18 protein-coding genes are annotated in these 19,664 nt (G+C 73.4%); 13 read left to right on the top strand and 5 right to left on the bottom strand.

Features of this window, described 5'->3' with window-relative positions:
* Positions 1–67 precede the first annotated feature (67 nt).
* Complete coding sequence (locus AB0C96_RS38810; protein WP_362924465.1) at positions 68–1,279, bottom strand: pyridoxal phosphate-dependent aminotransferase; 1,212 nt, start codon at positions 1,277–1,279, stop codon at positions 68–70.
* Positions 1,280–1,392: 113 nt separating this feature from the next.
* Between AB0C96_RS38810 and AB0C96_RS38805 the strand changes: the two genes are divergently transcribed.
* The 3 genes from AB0C96_RS38805 to AB0C96_RS38795 all read left to right on the top strand — a co-directional run bounded on the left by AB0C96_RS38805 (position 1,393) and on the right by AB0C96_RS38795 (position 3,677).
* Complete coding sequence (locus AB0C96_RS38805) at positions 1,393–2,043, top strand: helix-turn-helix domain-containing protein (protein WP_362924464.1); 651 nt, start codon at positions 1,393–1,395, stop codon at positions 2,041–2,043.
* Positions 2,040–2,522: a hypothetical protein gene (locus AB0C96_RS38800; protein WP_362924462.1), complete on the top strand. Its 483-nt coding sequence runs from the start codon at positions 2,040–2,042 to the stop codon at positions 2,520–2,522. The genes AB0C96_RS38805 and AB0C96_RS38800 overlap by 4 nt, the downstream gene beginning before the upstream one ends.
* 84 nt (positions 2,523–2,606) lie before the next feature.
* The gene (locus AB0C96_RS38795) at positions 2,607–3,677 is read left to right on the top strand and encodes a glycosyl hydrolase family 18 protein (protein ID WP_362924461.1); all 1,071 of its coding nucleotides are present in this window, start codon (positions 2,607–2,609) and stop codon (positions 3,675–3,677) included.
* Here AB0C96_RS38795 and AB0C96_RS38790 read toward each other — a convergent pair.
* Positions 3,621–4,517, bottom strand: coding sequence for a helix-turn-helix transcriptional regulator (locus AB0C96_RS38790; RefSeq protein ID WP_362924459.1), 897 nt, complete (start codon positions 4,515–4,517; stop codon positions 3,621–3,623). The genes AB0C96_RS38795 and AB0C96_RS38790 overlap by 57 nt on opposite strands.
* 264 nt (positions 4,518–4,781) lie before the next feature.
* Between AB0C96_RS38790 and AB0C96_RS38785 the strand changes: the two genes are divergently transcribed.
* The 3 genes from AB0C96_RS38785 to AB0C96_RS38775 are packed head-to-tail and all read left to right on the top strand — an operon-like array spanning position 4,782 to position 8,205.
* Entirely contained in the window at positions 4,782–5,780 is a 999-nt protein-coding gene (locus AB0C96_RS38785) for an NADPH:quinone oxidoreductase family protein (protein WP_362924458.1), read from the top strand.
* Positions 5,777–7,048, top strand: coding sequence for an acyl-CoA dehydrogenase family protein (locus AB0C96_RS38780; protein ID WP_362924457.1), 1,272 nt, complete (start codon positions 5,777–5,779; stop codon positions 7,046–7,048). The genes AB0C96_RS38785 and AB0C96_RS38780 overlap by 4 nt, the downstream gene beginning before the upstream one ends.
* Entirely contained in the window at positions 7,045–8,205 is a 1,161-nt protein-coding gene (locus tag AB0C96_RS38775) for an acyl-CoA dehydrogenase family protein (RefSeq protein ID WP_362924455.1), read from the top strand. Before AB0C96_RS38780 ends, AB0C96_RS38775 begins: the two co-directional genes overlap by 4 nt.
* 93 nt (positions 8,206–8,298) lie before the next feature.
* Here the strand turns inward: AB0C96_RS38775 and AB0C96_RS38770 are convergent, their stop codons facing one another.
* A complete protein-coding gene (locus AB0C96_RS38770) occupies positions 8,299–8,838 on the bottom strand; it encodes a hypothetical protein (RefSeq protein ID WP_362924453.1) in 540 nt (179 codons plus the stop codon).
* A gap of 202 nt (positions 8,839–9,040) precedes the next feature.
* Between AB0C96_RS38770 and AB0C96_RS38765 the strand changes: the two genes are divergently transcribed.
* Positions 9,041–10,390, top strand: coding sequence for a hypothetical protein (locus AB0C96_RS38765; RefSeq protein ID WP_362924452.1), 1,350 nt, complete (start codon positions 9,041–9,043; stop codon positions 10,388–10,390).
* A 39-nt stretch (positions 10,391–10,429) separates the two neighbouring features.
* On the opposite strand, the gene AB0C96_RS38760 is transcribed toward AB0C96_RS38765, so the two are convergent.
* Positions 10,430–10,972 (bottom strand): cell wall hydrolase, encoded by a 543-nt coding sequence (locus tag AB0C96_RS38760; RefSeq protein ID WP_362924450.1) that lies wholly within the window; start codon positions 10,970–10,972, stop codon positions 10,430–10,432.
* A gap of 104 nt (positions 10,973–11,076) precedes the next feature.
* On the opposite strand from AB0C96_RS38760, the gene AB0C96_RS38755 reads away from it, so the two are divergent.
* A complete protein-coding gene (locus tag AB0C96_RS38755) occupies positions 11,077–12,306 on the top strand; it encodes a S1 family peptidase (protein ID WP_362924448.1) in 1,230 nt (409 codons plus the stop codon).
* Positions 12,307–12,412: 106 nt separating this feature from the next.
* Here AB0C96_RS38755 and AB0C96_RS38750 read toward each other — a convergent pair whose 3' ends face one another.
* Positions 12,413–13,195 (bottom strand): DeoR/GlpR family DNA-binding transcription regulator, encoded by a 783-nt coding sequence (locus AB0C96_RS38750; protein WP_362924446.1) that lies wholly within the window; start codon positions 13,193–13,195, stop codon positions 12,413–12,415.
* Between the two features lie 252 nt (positions 13,196–13,447).
* Between AB0C96_RS38750 and AB0C96_RS38745 the strand changes: the two genes are divergently transcribed.
* From AB0C96_RS38745 to AB0C96_RS38725, 5 genes are read left to right on the top strand one after another with little or no spacing between them, the layout of a single operon-like run.
* Positions 13,448–14,746, top strand: coding sequence for an MFS transporter (locus AB0C96_RS38745; protein WP_362924444.1), 1,299 nt, complete (start codon positions 13,448–13,450; stop codon positions 14,744–14,746).
* Positions 14,747–14,759: 13 nt separating this feature from the next.
* The gene (locus AB0C96_RS38740; RefSeq protein WP_362924442.1) at positions 14,760–16,322 is read left to right on the top strand and encodes an FGGY-family carbohydrate kinase; all 1,563 of its coding nucleotides are present in this window, start codon (positions 14,760–14,762) and stop codon (positions 16,320–16,322) included.
* On the top strand, positions 16,315–17,829 hold the full coding sequence (locus AB0C96_RS38735; RefSeq protein ID WP_362924440.1) for an FGGY family carbohydrate kinase: 1,515 nt from the start codon (positions 16,315–16,317) through the stop codon (positions 17,827–17,829). The genes AB0C96_RS38740 and AB0C96_RS38735 overlap by 8 nt, the downstream gene beginning before the upstream one ends.
* A complete protein-coding gene (locus tag AB0C96_RS38730; RefSeq protein WP_362924438.1) occupies positions 17,826–18,452 on the top strand; it encodes a histidine phosphatase family protein in 627 nt (208 codons plus the stop codon). The genes AB0C96_RS38735 and AB0C96_RS38730 overlap by 4 nt, the downstream gene beginning before the upstream one ends.
* Before the next feature lie 42 nt (positions 18,453–18,494).
* Positions 18,495–19,532, top strand: a complete 1,038-nt coding sequence (locus tag AB0C96_RS38725) for a 2-hydroxyacid dehydrogenase (protein WP_362924436.1) — start codon at positions 18,495–18,497, stop codon at positions 19,530–19,532.
* Positions 19,533–19,664: the final 132 nt, after the last annotated feature.

The raw sequence follows: 19,664 nt of genomic DNA, 5'->3' as shown, positions 1-19,664 counted from the left end.
GCTCAAGGGCCCTTCGGGATACCGCCGTTCGGGTGACGTCAAGACGGTGGCCGGCGCGGGGCCGCCGTCACTGACGGTAGCCCGCCAGGAAGCGGCCGATCCGGCTGATCGCGGCGTCGAGGTCGTCGGCGTGCGGCAGGGTGAGGATGCGGAAGTGGTCCGGGCGGGGCCAGTTGAAACCGGTGCCCTGGACGACCTGGATCTTCTCCCGCAGCAGGAGGTCCAGGACGAACTTCTCGTCGTCGTGGATCTTGTGGACGGCCGGGTCCAGACGGGGGAAGGCGTAGAGCGCGCCCTTGGGCTTGACGCAGGAGACACCCGGAATCTCGTTCAGTCGCTCCCAGGCCCGGTCGCGCTGCTCGCGCAGCCGGCCGCCGGGCAGGACCAGGTCCTTGATGGACTGCCGGCCGCCGAGGGCCGCCTGGACGGCATACTGGGCGGGCGCGTTCGGGCACAGCCGCATCGAGGCGAGGGTGCCCAGGCCCTCCAGGTAGTCGGCGGCGTGCTGCTTGGGGCCGGAGACCACCAGCCAGCCGGAGCGGAATCCGGCCACGCGATAGGACTTGGACAGTCCGCTGAAGGTCAGGCACACCAGGTCGGGGGCGAGCACCGCGGCGTGGTGGTGCACCGCGTCGTCGTAGAGGATCCGGTCGTAGATCTCGTCGGCGAAGACCATCAGCTGGTGGCGCCGGGCGAGGTCCAGCATGCCTTCCAGCAGTTCGCGCGGGTAGACCGCGCCGGTGGGGTTGTTGGGGTTGATGATGACCAGCGCCCGGGTCCGGTCGGTGATCTTCGAGGCGAGGTCGTCGAGGTCCGGCAGCCAGTCCGCGGACTCGTCGCACAGGTAGTGCACGGCCTTGCCGCCGGCGAGGGTGGTGACCGCCGTCCAGAGGGGGAAGTCGGGCGCCGGGATGAGGATCTCGTCGCCGTCGTCGAGCAGCGCCGTCACCGCCATCGTGACCAGCTCGGAGACGCCGTTGCCGAGGTAGACGTCGTCGACGCCGACGTCCGGCAGCCCGACCTGCTGGTAGTGCTGGGCCACGGCGCGGCGGGCCGAGAGGATGCCGCGGGAGTCCGTGTAGCCGTGGGCGCGCGCGAGGTTGCGCATCACGTCCTGGAGGATCTCCTCGGGGCATTCGAAGCCGAACAGCGCCGGATTGCCGGTGTTCAGCCGCAGCACGCTGTGGCCGGCCTCCTCCAGCGCGTCGGCGTGCTCGATCACCGGCCCGCGGATCTCGTAGCAGACATCGGCCAACTTGCTGGACTGCTTGAACTGCATGCGGTGGCCTCCCGGTCCCTCGCTCACCGCTCGGCGCGGCAGCACTCGTCACAACGTACTTGGTTTTACCAAGTGGGGACTTGGAAAGTCCAACTTCTGTCTATGCTGGTGCCATGCCGCGCCGAAGCTATGACCAGTACTGCGCCGTCGCCCGAGCCCTGGACGCCGTCGGCGACCGCTGGACGCTCCTGATCGTCCGGGAACTGCTGGGCGGCTCCCGGCGCTACACCGACCTCCACGCCGACCTGCCCGGCGTCAGCACGGACATGCTCGCCTCCCGCCTGAAGGACATGGAGCGGGACGACCTGGTCACCCGCCGCCGCCTCGCCCCGCCCGGCGCCGCGTACGTCTACGAGCTCACCGCCCGCGGTCGCACCCTGCTGCCCGCGCTCACCGCCCTCGCCGACTGGGGCGCGCCCGCCCTCGACGAGCGGCGCCCGACGGACGCGGTGCGGGCCCACTGGTTCGCGGTACCGCTGCTCACCCGGCTCGCCCGGCACTTCGCGGAGGGCGACGTCGAGGTGGTCGACATCGCCCTGGACGAGGGGGAGTTCCATGTGCTCCTCGGGGGCGACGGGCCGGGCTATGCGGACGGCCCCGCCGAGCGCCCCGACATCCGTTTGCGGATGGATGCCACGACCTGTGCCGACATCGCGTACGATCGCCTCTCCCTCGCACAAGGGATCGAATCCGGTCGGATCGCGGTCACCGCACCCGAGTCGCCCGGCGATGGACAGCGACGGAAGAGGATGACGACGGCATGACGACGCGCCCCCTGGCGGTCTTCGACCTGGACGGCACGCTGGCGGACTCCGGCCACCGGCAGCACTGGTTGCAGCGCAATCCGCGCGACTGGCAGGCCTTCTTCGCGGCGGCCACCGAGGACCCGCCGCTCGCCGAGGGGGTGGCGCTGGCGCTGCGCAGCACCGAGGACAGCGAGGTGGTCTACCTGACGGGCCGTCCGGAACGCTGTCGCCGCGACACGCTGGCCTGGCTCGCCCAACACGGCCTCCCCAAGGGCCGGTTGTGGATGCGGCCCAACAGTGATCGGCGCCCGGCCCGGCACACCAAGCTGGAGATCCTGCGGCGGCTCGCCCGCGACCGCGAGATCCGCCACGTCGTGGACGACGACGAGCTGGTCTGCGTGGCCTGTGAGCAGGCCGGCTTCACGGTGATACGGGCCCGGTGGTCGACGCCGTCCGAGACCCTGCGGGACGCACAGCAGCGATCCGGGCGGACGTAGGAAGGCGTCGGCCCGGCGGTCCGCGGCGCCCCGTTCGGCGGAGTTGACGGTGCGTCAGTGATCGTGCCGGGTGATGCTCGGGGCATGGACCACCCTTCACGCTCCCGGTCGCGCACCGGGCTTGCGCTGCTGCTCGCCGTGGCCGTGCTCACCACGTCGTTCGCCCCGGCCGCCGCCGCGACCGACTCCCCGGGGCGGCGCGGGCGTACCGCCTCGGCCTGGCTGCCCTACTGGGGCGACGTCGACGCCGCCTACCGTGACGCGCTGCGGCACGCCTCCCAACTGCACACGGTCAGCCCCTTCTGGTACGAGACCACCTCCGACACCACCATCAACGCGCACCCGGGAGCGGGCCGACGCAGCATCATCGACGGGCTGCACGATGCCGGGATCGACGTCGTGCCCACCGTGACCGAGACCCTCGGTGCCGATGACATGGCCGAGATGATGCACGACCCCGTGTGGCGCCGGGACCACGTCGACACGCTGCTGGACCTGGTGGCGAGCCAGTCGTACGACGGGATCGACCTGGACTACGAGACGATGGCGGTCACCGGCGACGCGGCGGCCCGCGAGCAGGTGCGGACCGGCTACGACGCGCTGGTCGAGGACCTGTGCGCACGGCTCCATGACCGCGACAAGCAGTGCGTGGTCACCGTGATGGCCCGGGTCCGGGGCTCGGGTACCGCCTTCGACTACGAGCGGCTCGGCAGGTACGCCGACCGGATCCGCATCATGGGCTACGACCTGCACTGGTCGGGCGGCGACGCCGGCCCGTTGTCCTCCTCGGCCTGGTACGACGAGTTCCTGCGCTACGCCACCGACACCATCCCCAGGGACAAGATCGAGGTGGCCTTCCCCGGCTACGGCTGGGACTGGACCGTGGGGACCACCGGCCACGCCGGCCACCTCACCTGGAAGCAGGCCGAGGCGCTGCGCGAACAGGCGGGCGCGGAGTACCGCTTCGACGAGGTCTCCGGCACCCCGTACTTCCTCTACGAGAAGGACGGCGTGGAGCACGAGGTCTGGTACCAGGACGCACAGGGCGTCCGGGCCCAGCTGCCGCTGCTGCGGAAGTACGGGGTGCGGGGCACCGGCCTATGGGCGCTCGGGTTCGAGGACCCGGACTTCTGGGCCGCGCTCCGCGGCGAGTAGCCGCAGCGCCGCCTCCGACGGCGAACCCTCCGCGGCGGTGTACATCAACACGCCCTGCCCGGACCCGTCCGGCGTCCGCATCATCTCGAAGTCCAGCTCCAGCTCGCCGACCAGTGGATGGTGGAACCGCTTGGTGCCGTAGGTGCAGTTGTCCACCACGTGCCGGGACCACAGACCGCTGAACTCACTGGACTTCATCGTCAACTCGCCGATCAACTCGGCGAGTTGACGGTCGTCGGGGTACTGGCCCGCGGTCACCCGCAGTGCGGCGACGGCGCGCCGGGCCTCCGTGTCGCGGTCCGGGTACAGCTCGCGGGTGTGCGGGTCGAGGAACAGCAGCCGCTGGGCGTTGGGGCGGTCCAGCGGACGGTCGGGGCTGTCGACGTCGAGGTGCCCGGCGATCAGTGCGTGCCCGAGGCGGTTCCACCCCAGGATCTCGAAGCGCGGTCCGAGTGCGACGGCCGGTACCCCGTCCATGGCGGTGAGCAGCCGGCGTACACCGGGGCGCACCCTCTCGTGGCGCACCGCGGGGCGCCGCTGCGCCCTCGCGGGACGGGCGAGCGCGCGCAGGTGGGTCCGCTCGTCGCCGGTCAGCCGCAGCGCGCGGGCCAGCGCGTCCAGCACCCCCTCCGAGGCGTTGTGGCTCTGCCCCTGTTCCAGGCGGGTGTAGTAGGCGACGCTGACGCCGGCGAGCTGTGCCAGCTCCTCGCGGCGCAGTCCCGGGACCCGGCGGCGCGTCCCGTAGGAGACCAGGCCGACGTCCTCCGGCCGGAGCCGGGCGCGCCGGGTGCGCAGAAAGTCCCCCAACGCGGTGGGGGCGTCCATCGGAGATGCGTCCATGCCGGTCAGTCTCCGGCATCCGGCGCGCCGGAGCCTGACCCTGTCGGTACCAGGGTCCGGGGTCCGGGGTGCTGGGTACCGGGTGCCGGGTGGGGTCGGTGGTCGGGCAGCCCGGGGTGCGGCCGGCGGTGGACCGTGGCCAAGACTCGCCGGAGACCTTTCGAGACGGTTCCCTCAGGGGATACCGACCGCTTAGTATGCCGCTGGCGAGGGGGTCGTGCGCCCTCGCCCCACCCGCGTACCCGAGGTCTGTGGAGGCACCAGGTGAAGGCATGGCGCGTGCATGCGAACGGCGAGCCGCGTGAGGTGATGCGGCTGGAGGAGGTGCCGGACCCGCAGCCGGGGCCGGGCCGGCTGCTGCTGAAGGTGCGGGCCGCCAACGTCAACTTCCCGGACGCGCTGCTGTGCCGCGGCCACTACCAGGTGCGGCCGCCGCTGCCGTTCACCCCGGGCGTGGAGATCTGCGGTGAGGTGTTGGCGGTGGGGGAGGGGGCGGCCGGTGAGGTCGGCACGCGGGTCCTGGCCCAGCCCCCGCTGCCCGACGGCGGCTTCGCCGAGCGCGTGGTCGTCGACGCGGCGACGGTGCGCCCCGCCCCCGAGGCACTGGACGACGCCGAGGCCGCCGCGCTGCACATCGGCTACCAGACCGGCTGGTTCGGACTGCACCGCCGGGCCCGGATCCAGGCCGGCGAGACGCTGCTGGTGCACGCCGCGGCCGGGGGCGTCGGCAGCGCCGCCGTCCAGCTCGGCAAGGCCGCCGGCGCCCGGGTCATCGGCGTGGTGGGCGGCGAGGACAAGGCCCGCATCGCCCGTGACCTCGGCTGCGACCTGGTCCTCGACCGGCGCACCGACGACCTCGTCGCCGCCGTCAAGGAGGCCACCGGCGGCCGGGGCGCGGACGTGGTCTACGACCCGGTGGGCGGCGAGGCGTACACCAAGTCGACCAAGTGCATCGCCTTCGAGGGGCGCATCGTCGTGGTCGGCTTCGCCGGCGGGGCCATCCCCAGCCCGGCCCTCAACCACGCCCTGGTCAAGAACTACGCGATCCTGGGCCTGCACTGGGGCCTGTACAACACCAAGGACCCGGCCGCCGTGGACGCCTGCCACGAGGAGTTGACCAAGCTCGCCGCGCAGGGCGTGGTCAAGCCGCTGATCGGCGGGCGGGTGCCGCTGGCGGAGGCCGCCGACGCGGTGCAGCGGGTCGCCGACGGCGCCTCCGTCGGACGGCTCGTGGTGGTCCCCGGAGCGGAGGAGGCCCGATGATCGACGCCCAGGACCTGCGCCGGCGCACCGCCGAGCTGCTCGCTGCGCACCCGCCCACCGGTCACCCCTCGACACCCTCGGACGAGGGCCCTGCGGGCCCGCACCTCTGGTCTGCCACCGACCGGCTGGAGTTCCTGCGCGCCCGCTTCGACGCCGGGCTCGCGTGGGTGCACTTCCCCGTGGGCCTCGGCGGACTGGACGCGCCCCGGTCCCTCCAGGCGGTGGTGGACGAGGAGTTGGCGGCGGCCGGCGCCCCCGACAACGACCCGGGCCGGATCGGCATCGGACTCGGCATGGCCGCCCCCACCCTCCTGCGCTTCGGCACCGACGAGCAGAAGCAGCGCCTCCTGCGCCCGCTGTGGACCGGCGAGGAGGTGTGGTGCCAGCTGTTCAGCGAGCCCGGCGCCGGCTCGGACCTGGCTGCTCTGGCCACCCGCGCGGTTCGGGAGGATGGGGGCACCTCCCGGTCGAGCGAAGCCGAGAGCGGGGGAGACTGGATCGTCGACGGACAGAAGGTCTGGACGTCCAGCGCGCACCTGGCCCGCTGGGCGATCCTGATCGCCCGCACCGACTCCGACGTGCCCAAGCACCGCGGCATCAGCTACTTCGTCTGCGATATGACCGACCCCGGCGTCGAGGTGCGGCCGCTACGGCAGATCACCGGCGAGGCGGAGTTCAACGAGGTCTTCCTCACCGGCGTCCGGATCCCCGACGCCCACCGCCTCGGCGCGGTCGGCGAGGGCTGGAAGGTCGCCCAGACCACCCTGATGAACGAGCGGGTCGCCATCGGCGGCACTCGCATCCCCCGGGAGGGCGGCATGATCGGCGTGGCCGCCGCCGACTGGCGCGCCCACCCCGAACTGCGCACCCACGACCTGCACCAGCGGCTGTTGACGCACTGGGTGGACGCCGAGGTCGCCCGGCTGACCGGCGAGCGACTGCGCCAGCAGCTCACCAAGGGCCAGCCCGGCCCGGAGGGGAGCGGGATGAAGCTCGCCTTCGCCCGGCTCGCCCAGGAGATCAGCGGCTGGGAGGTGGAGTTCCTCGCCGAGGGCGGACTGACCTACGACGAGTGGACGATGCGCCGCCCCGAGCGCGTCGACTTCACCGGACGCGAGGCCGGCTACCGCTATCTGCGTGCCAAGGGGAACTCCATCGAGGGAGGCACCTCGGAAGTGCTGCTCAACATCGTCGCCGAACGCGTGCTGGGGCTGCCGGCCGAGCCGCGCACCGACAAGGACGTCGCGTGGAAGGACCTCCCCCGATGACCACCGAGACCCGCCCCACGCCCGACCCCGAGCCCGACCTGCTGTACTCCGAGGACGAGGAGGCGCTGCGCACCGCGGTACGGGCGCTGCTCGCCGACCGCAGCGATCCGGCCACCGTGCTCGCCGGACTGGAGTCGGACCTTGCCCATGACACCGACACCGGGCTGTGGCGGTCGCTGGCCACCGAGATCGGCACCGCGGGACTGCTGGTCCCCGAGCCGCTCGGCGGGGCCGGGGCGAGCGCCCGGGAGGCCGCTGTCGTGCTGGAGGAGCTGGGCCGTTGCGTTGCGCCCGTGCCCTATCTCACCAGCGCCGTCATCGCGGTGACCGCGCTGCTCGGCTGCGACCACGGCCGGCCGGAGGTCGCCGCGCCGCTGGCCGCACTCGCCGAGGGCCGCACCGTCGGTGTGCTCGCGGTCCCGCTGCCCACCGCCCCCGGCGGGCTGCCGGCCGCGACCGTACGGGCCGAGCCGGACGGCGCGCTGACCGGCCGGGTGACCTCGGTCGCCGACGCCGCGACCGCCGAGCTGCTGCTCGTCCCGGCCGAGGGCCCCGACGGCCCGGCGCTCTACGCCGTCGAGGCCTCGGCGGACGGCGTACGGGCCGAGAGCGTCACCCCGCTCGACCTCACCCGACCCCTGAGCCACCTGACCTTCGAGGGTGCCCCCGGCCGGCTGCTGGCCACCGGCGACCGCGCCCGCGCGGCCGTCGAGCGCGCCCTGCTGACCGGTGCGGGGCTGCTCGCCTCGGAGCAGCTCGGCATCGCCGAATGGTGCCTGACCGAGACCGTGCGGTACACGACCGAGCGCACCCAGTTCGGCCGCCCCGTGGGCTCGTTCCAGGCGCTCAAGCACCGGATGGCGGCGCTGTGGCTGGAGGTCGCCTCGGCCCGGGCCGCCGCCCGCAACGCCGCGGACGCGCTGGCCACCGACAGCCCCGACGTGGCGGTGGCGGTGGCGGTCGCCCAGGCGTACTGCGCGCCGGTGGCGGTGCGCGCCGCCCAGGAGTGCATCCAGCTGCACGGCGGTATCGGCATGACCTGGGAACACCCGGCGCATCTGTTCCTCAAGCGGGCCAAGAGCGACGAGCTCGCGCTGGGGTCGCCGGGGCGGCACCGGCAGGCGCTGGCGGGACTGGTCGATCTCGCCGCGCCCTGAGCGCGCCGCCCCTGAGGGAGGCCGCGACATCCGCGGCCCGGGGCACGTCCGGCGCGAGGCCCGGGCCGCGTCCCGGGCCGTCGCTCCGAATGGTCAGCCGGTGATGGCGATGGTCCCGCTGAACCCGCGGACCCCGCCGTCACCGGTGGTCGCCACTTCCAGGAAGTAGTGCGGCCCGGGCGGCACCCGGGGCAGCGTCGCGATCACCTCACCGGTCGGTCGGGCGCTCGCCTGGGTCGCGACCAGCCCCATCCGCTGCGAGCGGCCGTGGCCGGTGTCCGCACGCAGCCAGATGTTCACCTCCTCGCCGGTGCTGTTCCGCCAGGCCACGGCGAAGCTGCCGTTCGACCGGAGGCCGACGCCGTCCCGGGGGGCGGTCACCTCGATCCGTCCGGTCACGGGCGCGGTGAGCCGGGCGGTGTCGGGGCGCGCCGGATGCGCGCCGAGGGCGGAGGTGGCGGCGCGGGCGGCGGAGCCCCCGTGCCCGGCCGAGAAGGCCGTGGTGGTGCCCGCCGACGACCAGCTCCCGGTGCGGGGGTGGCTGGGAGCCAGCGTGATGACCACCATGCAGCCGACGGCAGTGGTGGCGACGGCGACGGCCAGATTGGTGGCTATCGAGGCTGCCCTGGACATCGTCTCCTCGTTTCCTCGGGGGAGGGGACGAGCCGGAACATCCCCGGACCGTCGACCCGCAAAAACGACGCGCTGAGCGACCACCTGGATGGTCATTCCCGGCGTGACAGCACGCCCGGAGCGGGCGAGAATCCCCCCGGCCGATCGCGGCGACCCCCGGACCGGTGCTGTCTGGAAAGTGCTGTTCGGGTAGCGTCGAACCATGAACACCGCAACCCGTCGTGCGCTGATCGGACCGGTTCTGCTGCTGGTGGCCGCCCTGCTGGCGGTGGCCGCGGCGATGGCCCCCGGCGCCCGTGCCGCCGGCGGCCTCGACGACGCCGCGGCCGCCCTGAAGAAGGGCCCGGTCTACGTCGATCCGCGCGCCTCGGGCCAGCTCTCCACCGCCGAGGCGGACGCGCTGGCCAAGAAGATCAAGGACGCGAACAAGCCGATCTTCGTCGCGGTGCTGCCGCGGGCCGCCGAGTACCAGCCGGGCACCCTGCTGCGGGACCTGCGGACCAAGGTCGGCATCAGCGGCGTCTACGCCGTCGAGCTCGGCAACGGCTTCAACGCCGGCGCCGACCCCCGGGTGATGTCGCGCAGCTCGGTGCAGAACCTGGTCGGTGCGGTCAAGCGGTCCCAGTACCCGACCGTCGCCCAGCGGCTCAACAGCTTCGTCGACACGGCCGACCAGTCGGCGAACGGCTACGCCCCCGACTCCTGGGGCGGCACCGGCGGCACCGGCTTCGACACGGGTACCGCGGTCGGCCTGGGCGTGCTGGTCGTCGTCGGCGGCGGCGGTGCCTACGCCCTCGCCCGCCGCAACCGCCGGCGTCGGGAAGAGGCCGAGCGGGCCGCGCTGGAGGACCTGCGGGTCGTCGTCGACGAGGACATCACCGCCTTCGGCGAGGAGCTGGACCGGCTCGACTTCAGCCCCGGCGAGCCGGGCGCGGACGAGGCGATGCGCACGGACTACAGCCTGGCGCTGGACGCCTACGAGAACGCCAAGTCGGCGATGGCGGCGGCCCGGCACCCCGGCGATGTGCAGGCGGTGACCCAGGCACTGGAGGAGGGCCGGTTCGCGCTGGCCACGCTCGCCGCACGACGGGAGGGCCGGCCGCTGCCCGAGCGCCGGGTGCCCTGCTTCTTCGACCCGCGGCACGGCCCGTCCGTCGTCGACGTGGCCTGGGCCCCGCAGGGCGGCGCGGAGCGCACCGTACCGGTCTGCGCCGCCGACAAGAGCCGGCTGGACGACGGACGGGAGCCACTGGCCCGTACGGTCCGCACCGAGAGCGGCGACCGCCCCTACTGGGACGCGGGCCCGGCCTACGGGCCGTGGGCCGGCGGCTACTTCGGCGGCGGCCTGCTGCCCGGCCTCCTGGTCGGCACGGTACTCGGCAATCTGATGACGGCACCGCACGCCTACGGCGCGGACTTCGGCGGCCCGGCCGGCGCCGACGGCGGCGACTTCTCCGGCGCCGACTTCAACCCCGATGACTTCAGCGGTGGGTTCGGCGACGGCGGTGGCTTCGACGGCGGTGGCTTCGGCGGGGGCGACGGCGGCTTCTGAAACGCACCGGGCCGGTGAGCGCGCACCACGGGTGAGCGCTCACCGGCCCGTCGTGTGCACCGCCCGCTTCGTGCCGAGCAGCCGCGCATAGCGCGCCCGTACCGCGAAGTCCGCATAGCGCCACACCACCGGTCGCCCGACCTCCCGGCACAGGTGCAGCACCTGGTCGGGCCCCAGGTGCACGCCCACATGGGCGCCGTACCCCTCCGGACGGCCGGCGACCGGCCCGCCGTCGAACAGCACCAGGTCCAGCGGCCGCGGCCGCCCGACCCGCCGGGTCGCCGCCCCGTCCGCCCAGAGCTCCGCCGAGCGCAACGGCGGTACCAGTAGGCCGAAGTGGTGCAGTACGGCATAGGCGTAGCGCTGGCAGTTGGCGCCCTGCGCCAGGTCCTCGTAGGCGTCGTCCGCGCCGGGACCACCGGCGCCGGCCGACTCGCCCGGCCCGTGTGAGGGGCATTCAGGTGTCGCGGCTCCCGGATGGCGGGCGGCCGAGTAGGTCACGTTGCGCAGCGCCGCCGGCAGCGCCCGGAACGCTACGGGGCCGTGGTGGGCCGGGACTTGGGAGCCGGGGTCGCTGGTCATACGGCCATGATGCAAGGGATCTTCCTCGTGCCGCGCTCCCCGGTGTCACGCACGCTCACCACATCGGATCCGACGTGCACCCGACACCGCGAGGGAGACCCCCGATGAAACGCCGTACTCGCAAGGCAGCTCTCTGGGGCGCGGCCGTCGCCGCCGTCCTGGCGGCGGCCGGCCCGCTCAGCCCGGCGCGCGCCGTGCCGAAGCCCGATCCGACGCCGCAGACCTCGCCGCGCGGCATGCTCGACGCGATGCGCCGGGACCTGGGAATGACCGCGGAGCAGGTGCGCACCCGGCTCGCGCAGGAGGTCGACGCCCACCGAGCAGCCGCCGCCGTACGCCGGGCGCTGAGCACGCCGCCCGCCGGGATGTGGTTCGACAAGTCGAGCGGCAGACTGATCGTCGCGGTCACCGGAGCCACCGACGCCCAGCGGGTACGGGCCGCCGGCGCGGTGCCCAGGACCGTGCCGCACAGCCACGCGGTGCTCACCGACATGGTGCGGCAGATCGACGGCCTGGCCGGCGAGGGCGTGCCCGGCGTCACCGGTTGGGGTGTGGACGAGCGTGCCAACGGTGTGCTGATCCGGGTCGACCGCACCACGTCCACCCCGCAGACCGACGCCTTCGAGCGGTCCGTGCGCGCCCTCGGTGCGCGCACGGAGGTCCCGGTCACCGTCGAGCGGAGCAACCAGTCGCCGCACCAACAGGGCGGGACGGTCGTCGGCGGCGAGCGGTGGATGCCCGGCGACGAGGGCATCTGCTCCGTCGGCTTCTCGGTGACCGGCCCGCACGGACTCCAGGGATTCCTGACGGCCGGTCACTGCACCCGCACTCCGAACCAGGCCGCGTACGGCAAGGACGGCAGCCGGATGGGCACCTCCAACCCGGGTGGCAACCACAGCGTCAACGGTCGGGGCGGCGACTTCGGGCTGGTGAAGGTCGACCAGCCGGGGTGGACGGTCAGTTCGTCCGTGGCGGGCCAGGGCGGGGCGCCGGTCACCGTCACCGGCTCGCAGGAGGGGCTGTCCGGCATGTCCATCTGCCATTCCGGGCAGACCAGTGGTTGGCACTGCGGCGAGATCACCCGGGTCGACCAGACCGTGGACTACGGCAGCACGGTCATCGACGGGCTCTCGTACACCAACGCCTGTTCCGCGGCCGGTGATTCGGGCGGTTCGTACGTCACCCAGCCGAACGCCCCGATGGCCATCGGCGTGCACTCCGGGGGTGGCGCCGCCCACTGCGACGACGACGGCGACGACACCATCACCATCTTCCAGCCGGTCGCCGCGCCGCTGGCCAAGTGGAACCTGCTGCTGAAGACGGGCAGCCCCTGACCGGTGGCTGTCGTCGAGGACACAACGGGGTGGAGTCGGGGGGATTCCCGGGAGACCTGACGCGCGGCCTCGGACGCCCGGCGCCTGCTCGGGGAGGGAGCAGGGCCTACGGCCTGGTCGGTACCACCATGACCTCGGTGCCGGCCGCTCGTATGTGGCGGATCTGGTCCGCCGCCAGGCCGTCGTCGACGACCAGCAGGTCGAAGTCGGTGAGCGGGGCGAGGGCGTAGAGGCCGCCCTTGGTGAACTTGGTGTGGTCGGCCACCAGGATGCGGCGGCCCGCACTCTCCATCATGGCCCGCTTGACCTGCACGGTCTCCGGTGAGGTGTGGTAGCAGCGGCCGTTGGTGACGGCGGTGGTGGACATGAAGAGCACATCGGCGCGGAAGGCCCGTACCGCATCGGCGGTGTGCGGGCCCATGAAGGCGTCATAGGCGGGGAAGTAGGCGCCGCCGAGGGTGATCAGGGAGATGCCGGGTTCCTTGGCGAGCGTGGTGATCGCCGGCAGGGAGTTGGTGATCACGGTCAGCGGGGTGTGCTCGGCGGCCTGGTGCGCCAGCAGCAGGCAGGTGGTGCTGTCGTCGAGCAGCACCGACTGGCCGGGGACCAGCTGGGTCGCGGCGGCCCGCGCCAGCTGCTGCTTGGTCTGCGCCATGGTGGCCATCCGCTCCGCGACGCTGCCGTGGAACTGCGCCGAGGGCAGACCGGTCGCACCGCCGCGCACCTTGCGCAACCAGCCCTGCGCCTGGAGGGCGTCCAGATCGCGGTGCGCGGTCATCAGGCTGACGGCGAACTCCTCCGCGAGGTCCGCGGTGCGGACGAAGCCGCGGGCGATGACCGTCTCCCGTATGCGGCGCCGCCGCTCCTCCTGGGCCTCGACCCGGTCCATCGCGCTCCGCCCTCCCGGTTCTCCTCGATCCGGCGTGAATTCGCCGCGTTATGTTCGCACGGATTTAACACTGCACCAGCCGCGGCCGGGCTGTCCACATGCGGCTCCGGTACGACACAACACGGCTGGTCGCGGGCGTGATGCGAAGATTCCGCAGGTCATTGACGCCCGATTCCGCGCGGCTGTTCCATCACTCCGTCCCACCCCCACCCCTCACCCCTCCTGCTTCGCCGCCGCAGAAAGGGAGATTCGATGACGAACTCTCCGCCGCGTTCGCTGATCACACGCCTGGGCATGCCGCCGACCCTCGCCTGGGGATACCTCGGGCTCCTCCTCTTCATGATCGGAGACGGGGTCGAGTCCGGCTATCTCTCGCCGTACCTCATCGACCGACACCTCTCGGAGTCCCGGGTCGCGCTGCTGTTCACCGTCTACGGGATCGCGGCCGGCATCGCCGCCTGGCTCTCCGGGGTGCTCTCCGACCTGTGGGGCCCGCGCCGGGTCATGTGGACCGGCCTCGCCGTCTGGGCCGTCTTCCAGCTGCTCTTCCTCACCGCCGCGATACCCCTGTCCAGCTATCCGCTGATGATGCTCGGCTACGGGCTGCGCGGCCTGGGCTATCCGCTGTTCGCCTACGGGTTCCTGGTCTGGATCGCCGGGGTGGCGCCGCGCGCCCGGCTCGGTACGGCCATGGGGTGGTTCTGGTTCGCCTTCACCGGCGGACTGCCCACGCTCGGCTCACTGGTCGCCAGCGGGCTCATCCCGCAGATCGGCGCCTACGGCACCCTCTGGGCCGCGTTGGCCCTGGTGGTCGCCGGCGGACTGGTCGCCCTGCTGCTGGTCCGCGACGACCATGGCGGCAAGCGGCCGCGCGGTGCGGGGGAGGGGCCGGTGGCCACGCTGGTCGGCAGCGTGACGATCCTCTGGCGCAACCCGCGGGTCGGGGTCGGCTCGCTCGTCCGGGTCATCAACACCGCCTCGCAGTTCGGCTTCTTCGTGATCATGCCGATCCACTTCACCAGGACGGTCGGCTTCAGCCTCACCCAGTGGCTGCACCTGCTCAGCGCGATGTTCGCGACCAACATCTTCGCCAACCTGCTGTTCGGGGTGGCCGGCGACCGCCTCGGCTGGCGCCGCACCATCGCCTGGTTCGGCGGCGCCGGCTGCACCGTCAGCACCCTGCTGCTCTTCTACGTCCCGCACCTCGCGGGCGCGAACTTCCCGCTGGCCCTTCTGGTCGCCGCGTTCTACGGCGCTACGCTGGCCGGATATGTACCCCTTTCGGCGCTGGTGCCCACCCTGGAGCCGAAGCACCGGGGACAGGCGCTGGCCGCCCTCAACCTGGGCGCGGGGGCCAGCACCTTCGTCGGCCCCGCCGTCGTCGCGGTCTTCGTCGGGCCGCTCGGCGTCGAAGGGGTGGTCTGGATCTTCGCCGGGATGTATGCGGTGAGCTGTCTGCTCGCGCACTTCCTGAAGCTGCCGGACGAGTCGGACACGGCAGTCGCGGCCACCGCCGAGGCCGCGGCGGGCACCGCCTCGGCACCGGCGTGAGAGGACCCCACTGATGTCCGTACTGACCATCGACGTCGGCACCACGGTGATCAAGTCCGTCGTCTTCGACGACCGGGGCACCGAGATCGCCGTGGCCCGGCAGGCCACCGAGGTGCTGCGCCCGCACCCCGGCTGGGCCGAACAGGACATGGACGCCGTGTGGAACGCCGTCGTCCGCACCGTCCGCACCGTGCTGGACGGGCTCACCGACCCGGTCTGGCTGGTGTCCTTCACCGCCCAGGGCGACGGCGCCTGGCTCGTCGACGACCGCGGCCGCCCCACCGGACCCGCCGTCCTGTGGTCCGACGGCCGCGCGGGGGACCAGCTCACCGCCTGGCAGCGGGACGGGGTGCTGGAGGCGGCCTTCCGCCGCAACGGCTCGCTGACCTGCGCCGGGATGCCCAACGCCCTGTTCAGCTGGCTCGCCGCGCACGACCCGGACCGGCTGGCCCGGAGCGCCACCTCGCTCACCGCCGCCGGCTGGCTCTTCCTGCGCTTCACCGGCGTCCTGGCCAGCGACGAATCCGACGCCTCGGCCCCGTTCCTCGACCACGCCACCGGCGACTACGACCCGTACATCCTCGACCTGTTCGGGCTCACCGCCTACCGGCGGCTGCTGCCCACCGTCCTGGGCGAGGAGCAGCGGATCGCCGAGATCACCGCGACGGCCGCGGCCGAGCTGGGGCTGCCGGCCGGGCTGCCGGTCGTGATGGCGCCGTACGACATCGCCGCCACCGCCCGCGGGGTCGGGGTCGTCAACCCCGGCCAGGCGTGCAGCATCCTCGGCACCACGCTGTGCACCGAGATCGTCCGCACCGAGATCGACACCACCGGCGAGCCGTCCGGCATCAACATCGCCTACCGCGGGCGGGAGCGGGTGCTGCGCGCCTTCCCCACGCTCAACGGAGCCGAGGTGCTGGGCTGGGCGGCCCGGCTGCTCCATCTGCCGGGCCCGCCGGAGCTGGCGCAGCTGGCCTTCGAGTCGGAGCCCGGCGCCCGCGGCCTGATGTTCCTGCCGTACCTCTCCCCGGCGGGCGAGCGCGCCCCGTTCCTCGACCCGGGCGCCCGCGGCTCCTTCTGGGGCCTGTCGCTGGAACACACCCCGGCCGACCTGGCGCGCGCGGTCTTCGACGGGCTCTCGCTGGTCCTGCGGGACTCGCTGGCCGCCGCCCGTACGGACATCAGCGAACTGCGGCTGTGCGGCGGCGGTGCCAACAGCGACGCCTGGTGCGCACTGATCGCCGATGCGACCGGCGTGCCCACCGCCCGCTCCGGCGACACCGAACTGGGCGCCAAGGGCGCCTTCCTCACCGGCCTGGTCCGCACCGGCGCCGAGACCAGCATGCACAGCGCCGCCGCCAAGTACGTCCGGATGCACCGCAGTTGGGAGCCAGAACCGGAGCGCTCGGCGTTCTACGCCGCGCTCTACGAGGACTTCCTCACCTGGCGCGGGCTCGCCCGGGAGACGGGCTGGCGGGGCGGCGCGGTCTGGCGGGGGAGCGCCGTCCGGCCCGCCGAGGCCACCGGACACCCCGTCGACCCCACCGGCACGGCCCCTGGAGGGACCCTTGTCTGACCCGCACCGCCCCGGCGGCACCCCTGCCCCCACCCTCGACGGCATCTGGCTCGGCCTCGACCTCGGCACCCAGAGCGCGCGCTGCGTCGCCGTCGACGGCACCGGAGAGGTGCTCGCCACCGCCGCCCGCCCGCTGACCAGCCGGCGCGACGGCGCCCGGCACGAACAGGACCCCGAGGAGTGGTGGCACGCGCTCGCCGCCGCCTGCCGGGAGGCCCTCGCGGACCTCGACCCACGGCGGATCCGCGGGCTGGCCGTCGACGGTACCTCCGGGACGATCCTGCTCGCCGACGCCCACGGCACCCCGCTCACCCCGGGTCTGATGTACGACGACGGGCGCGCCGCCGAGCAGGCCACGGCGGTCAACGCCGCCGGGGCCGCGGTCTGGCAGGAGCTGGGCTACCGCAGCATGCAGCCGTCCTGGGCGCTGCCCAAACTCGTCTCGGTGCTGCGGGACCTGCCCCGCCTCCCGGCCGGGGCCCGGCTGCTGCACCAGGTCGACCTGGTCACCTGGCGACTGGCCGGGCATCAGGTCGCCGGCGACGCCAGCCACGCCCTGAAGACCGGCTACCACCTCGTCGAGGAGCGCTGGCCGGACCGGGTGATGGCCGAACTCGGCGTCCCCGAGGGGCTGTTGCCCGACGTGGTCCGCCCCGGCAGCGTGCTCGGCGCGGTATGCGCCGAGGCCGCCGTGGCCACCGGCATCCCCGCGGGAACCACCATCGTCGCCGGGATGACCGACGGCTGCGCCGCGCAGATCGGCGCCGGGGCGCTGGCACCGGGAGCCTGGAACGCGGTGCTGGGCACCACCCTCGTCCTCAAGGGCAGCAGCCCGCACCTGGTCCGCGACCCGGCGGGCGTCGTCTACTGCCACCGCGGCCCCGGCGGCAGCTGGCTGCCGGGCGGCGCGTCCAGCAGCGGCGCCGGCGCCCTCTCCCGGCACTTCCGCGGCGAGGACCTGGACGCGCTCACCGCACGGGCGGCCGCCCTGGACTCGGACGCGGTCGCCTATCCGCTGGTCTCCAGCGGCGGCGAACGCTTCCCGTTCCGGGCTCCCGCGGCCGAGCCCTTCCTGCTCGGCGACGCCCCCACCCGCGCCGCCGAGTTCCACGCCTACCTCCTCGGCGTCGCCTGCCTGGAACGGCTCTGCTTCGACTACCTCGACCACCTCGGTGCACCGGTCGACGGCCCGCTCACCCTCACCGGTGGCGGCGCCCGCAACGCCTACTGGTGCCAGCTGCGCGCCGACGTCCTGGGCCGGCCCGTCCGGCTGCCGGCCCAGGCCGAGGGCGCCATCGGCATGGCCGTTCTCGCCGCCACCTCCTCGGGCGCCGGCCTGCTGCAAGCGGCCGACGCCATGGTCCGCATCGACCGGGAGCTGACGCCGCGGCCGGAGCGCACCGCCCGCCACACCCCCGTCCACCTCCGCTTCATCGACGAACTCACCCGCCGCGGCTGGCTCGACCAGGCAGTGGCCGACCACGCCCGCAGGAGGGCAACACCGTGACCGACTTCATCCTCGTACGCCACGGCGAGACCGTCTGGCACGCGGAGAACCGCTACGCCGGCCGCACCGATGTGCCGCTCACCGACCACGGACGTGCGCAGGCCGCCACCCTCGCCACCTGGGCCGTCACCGCCGGTCTCACCGCCGTCTGGAGCTCCCCGCTCTCCCGGGCCCGGCTCACCGCCGCCCCGGCCGCCGCGGCCTGCGGGCTGACGCCGCGGATCGACGAGCGGCTCTACGAACTCGACTTCGGCCAGGGCGAGGGCCTGACCAGGGACGAGATGCGGACCCGCTTCCCCGAGCGGCTGGCCGCCTTCCTCGCCGACCCGGTGGCCGACCACCTGCCCGGCGGCGAGGACCCCCAACGCGCCGCCGAACGCGCCGCCGCATGCCTCGCCGACATCGCCCGCGAACAGCCGCACGGCCGGGTCCTGTTGGTCGCGCACTCCACCCTCCTCCGGGTCCTGCTCTGCCACCTGCTGGGCATCCCGCTCGCCGACTACCGCCGGGTCTTCCCCCAGCTGCACAACGGCGCCCTCACCGAGATCCGCCTCGCGCACGGGCGGACCGCGCTGCTGAGCTTCAACGCCCCGGCCCTCGCCCAGACCCCCGCCCTGTACTGACCGCACGGCAGCCCGCGCCCCGCCCCCTAGGAGACCCCGTCCATGAGCACCACCGTCCTCGCCGCCGGCAACCACTTCATCGACCCGCGCCTGTTCACCGAGGCCGTGCGCGCGGCTGCCGGGGACACCCCGCTGGACGTCCGCGAGATCCGGTTCGACTGGCCGCACACCCCCTTCGGTCCGGTCGCCGAGGTCATCGAGGCGTCCGGCAGCGAGGAGGAGATGATCGAGGCGTTGCAGGGCGTCGAGATCTGCGTCACCGAACACGGCCCGCTCACCGAGCGGATCCTCGCCCACTGCCCCGACCTCAAACTGTTCTGCACCAGCCGCGGCGGACCGGTCAACGCCAACCTCGAAGCCGCCACCCGGCACGGCGTCCCGGTCTGCTACGCCCCCGGACGCAACGCCACCGCCACCGCGGAGCACACCCTGACCCTGATGCTGGCCGCCGCCCGCGGCGTCGGCGACACCCACACCGATCTGCGCCGCGGCGTCTGGCGCGGCGACTACTACGACTACGACAACTGCGGCATCGAGATCGACGGCGCCACCGTCGGCCTGATCGGCTTCGGCGCCATCGGCAGCCGGGTCGCCAAGGTCCTGGCCGCGATGGGCGCCCGGGTCCTCGTCCACGACCCGTACGTCCGCCCCGAGGCGCTGGCCGGCATCGCCGAGCAGGTCTCCCTCGACGAGCTGCTGACCCGCTCCCGCATCGTCTCACTGCACGCCCGGGTCACCGAGGAGACCCGGGGCATGATCGGCCGCGCGCAGATCGCCGCGATGCCCCGTGGCGCGATCCTGGTCAACTGCGCCCGCGGTGCGCTGCTGGACTACGACGCGGTCTGCGACGCGCTGGATTCCGGACAGCTGGCCGGTGCCGGCTTCGACGTCTTCCCCGAGGAGCCGCTGCCGGCCGACTCCCGTCTGCTGACCGCCCCCGGAGTGGTGCTCACCCCGCACATCGCCGGCGGCAGCCAGCAGGTCGCCCACAAGGCCGCCCGGATCGTTGCGGAGGAGGTCGGGCGGTATTTGCGGGGGGAGTCGTTGGTCCACTGTGCCAATCCGGCTGCGCTTGGCTGACTTCCCACGTTTTTGGCTTTCCCGCCGTGGGTGTTGCTCGCCGTTGCGCCTGCGGCGGGCGTGGGTTGTCGGGTGCGGTGACGGGCCGGAGGGGCAGGGGTGTGGGACTGCTTCGCTTTACGTCCCACACCC

This window comes from Streptomyces sp. NPDC048506 (genome assembly GCF_040651315.1).
Taxonomy (GTDB): domain Bacteria; phylum Actinomycetota; class Actinomycetes; order Streptomycetales; family Streptomycetaceae; genus Streptomyces.
The sequence above is the reverse complement of the archived record's forward strand: the minus strand, read 5'-3'. Positions and strand labels throughout refer to the sequence as shown.

What these genes read in the sequence shown, in the direction of transcription:
- AB0C96_RS38805 (WP_362924464.1), top strand. Translation starts at nt 1,393, where the DNA reads ATGCCGCGCCGAAGCTATGACCAGTACTGCGCCGTCGCCCGAGCCCTG.
- AB0C96_RS38800 (WP_362924462.1), top strand. Translation starts at nt 2,040, where the DNA reads ATGACGACGCGCCCCCTGGCGGTCTTCGACCTGGACGGCACGCTGGCG.
- AB0C96_RS38760 (WP_362924450.1), bottom strand. Translation starts at nt 10,972, where the DNA reads ATGACCAGCGACCCCGGCTCCCAAGTCCCGGCCCACCACGGCCCCGTA.
- AB0C96_RS38790 (WP_362924459.1), bottom strand. Translation starts at nt 4,517, where the DNA reads ATGGACGCATCTCCGATGGACGCCCCCACCGCGTTGGGGGACTTTCTG.
- AB0C96_RS38740 (WP_362924442.1), top strand. Translation starts at nt 14,760, where the DNA reads ATGTCCGTACTGACCATCGACGTCGGCACCACGGTGATCAAGTCCGTC.
- AB0C96_RS38795 (WP_362924461.1), top strand. Translation starts at nt 2,607, where the DNA reads ATGGACCACCCTTCACGCTCCCGGTCGCGCACCGGGCTTGCGCTGCTG.
- AB0C96_RS38750 (WP_362924446.1), bottom strand. Translation starts at nt 13,195, where the DNA reads ATGGACCGGGTCGAGGCCCAGGAGGAGCGGCGGCGCCGCATACGGGAG.
- AB0C96_RS38725 (WP_362924436.1), top strand. Translation starts at nt 18,495, where the DNA reads ATGAGCACCACCGTCCTCGCCGCCGGCAACCACTTCATCGACCCGCGC.
- AB0C96_RS38780 (WP_362924457.1), top strand. Translation starts at nt 5,777, where the DNA reads ATGATCGACGCCCAGGACCTGCGCCGGCGCACCGCCGAGCTGCTCGCT.
- AB0C96_RS38745 (WP_362924444.1), top strand. Translation starts at nt 13,448, where the DNA reads ATGACGAACTCTCCGCCGCGTTCGCTGATCACACGCCTGGGCATGCCG.
- AB0C96_RS38810 (WP_362924465.1), bottom strand. Translation starts at nt 1,279, where the DNA reads ATGCAGTTCAAGCAGTCCAGCAAGTTGGCCGATGTCTGCTACGAGATC.
- AB0C96_RS38765 (WP_362924452.1), top strand. Translation starts at nt 9,041, where the DNA reads ATGAACACCGCAACCCGTCGTGCGCTGATCGGACCGGTTCTGCTGCTG.
- AB0C96_RS38755 (WP_362924448.1), top strand. Translation starts at nt 11,077, where the DNA reads ATGAAACGCCGTACTCGCAAGGCAGCTCTCTGGGGCGCGGCCGTCGCC.
- AB0C96_RS38770 (WP_362924453.1), bottom strand. Translation starts at nt 8,838, where the DNA reads ATGTCCAGGGCAGCCTCGATAGCCACCAATCTGGCCGTCGCCGTCGCC.
- AB0C96_RS38775 (WP_362924455.1), top strand. Translation starts at nt 7,045, where the DNA reads ATGACCACCGAGACCCGCCCCACGCCCGACCCCGAGCCCGACCTGCTG.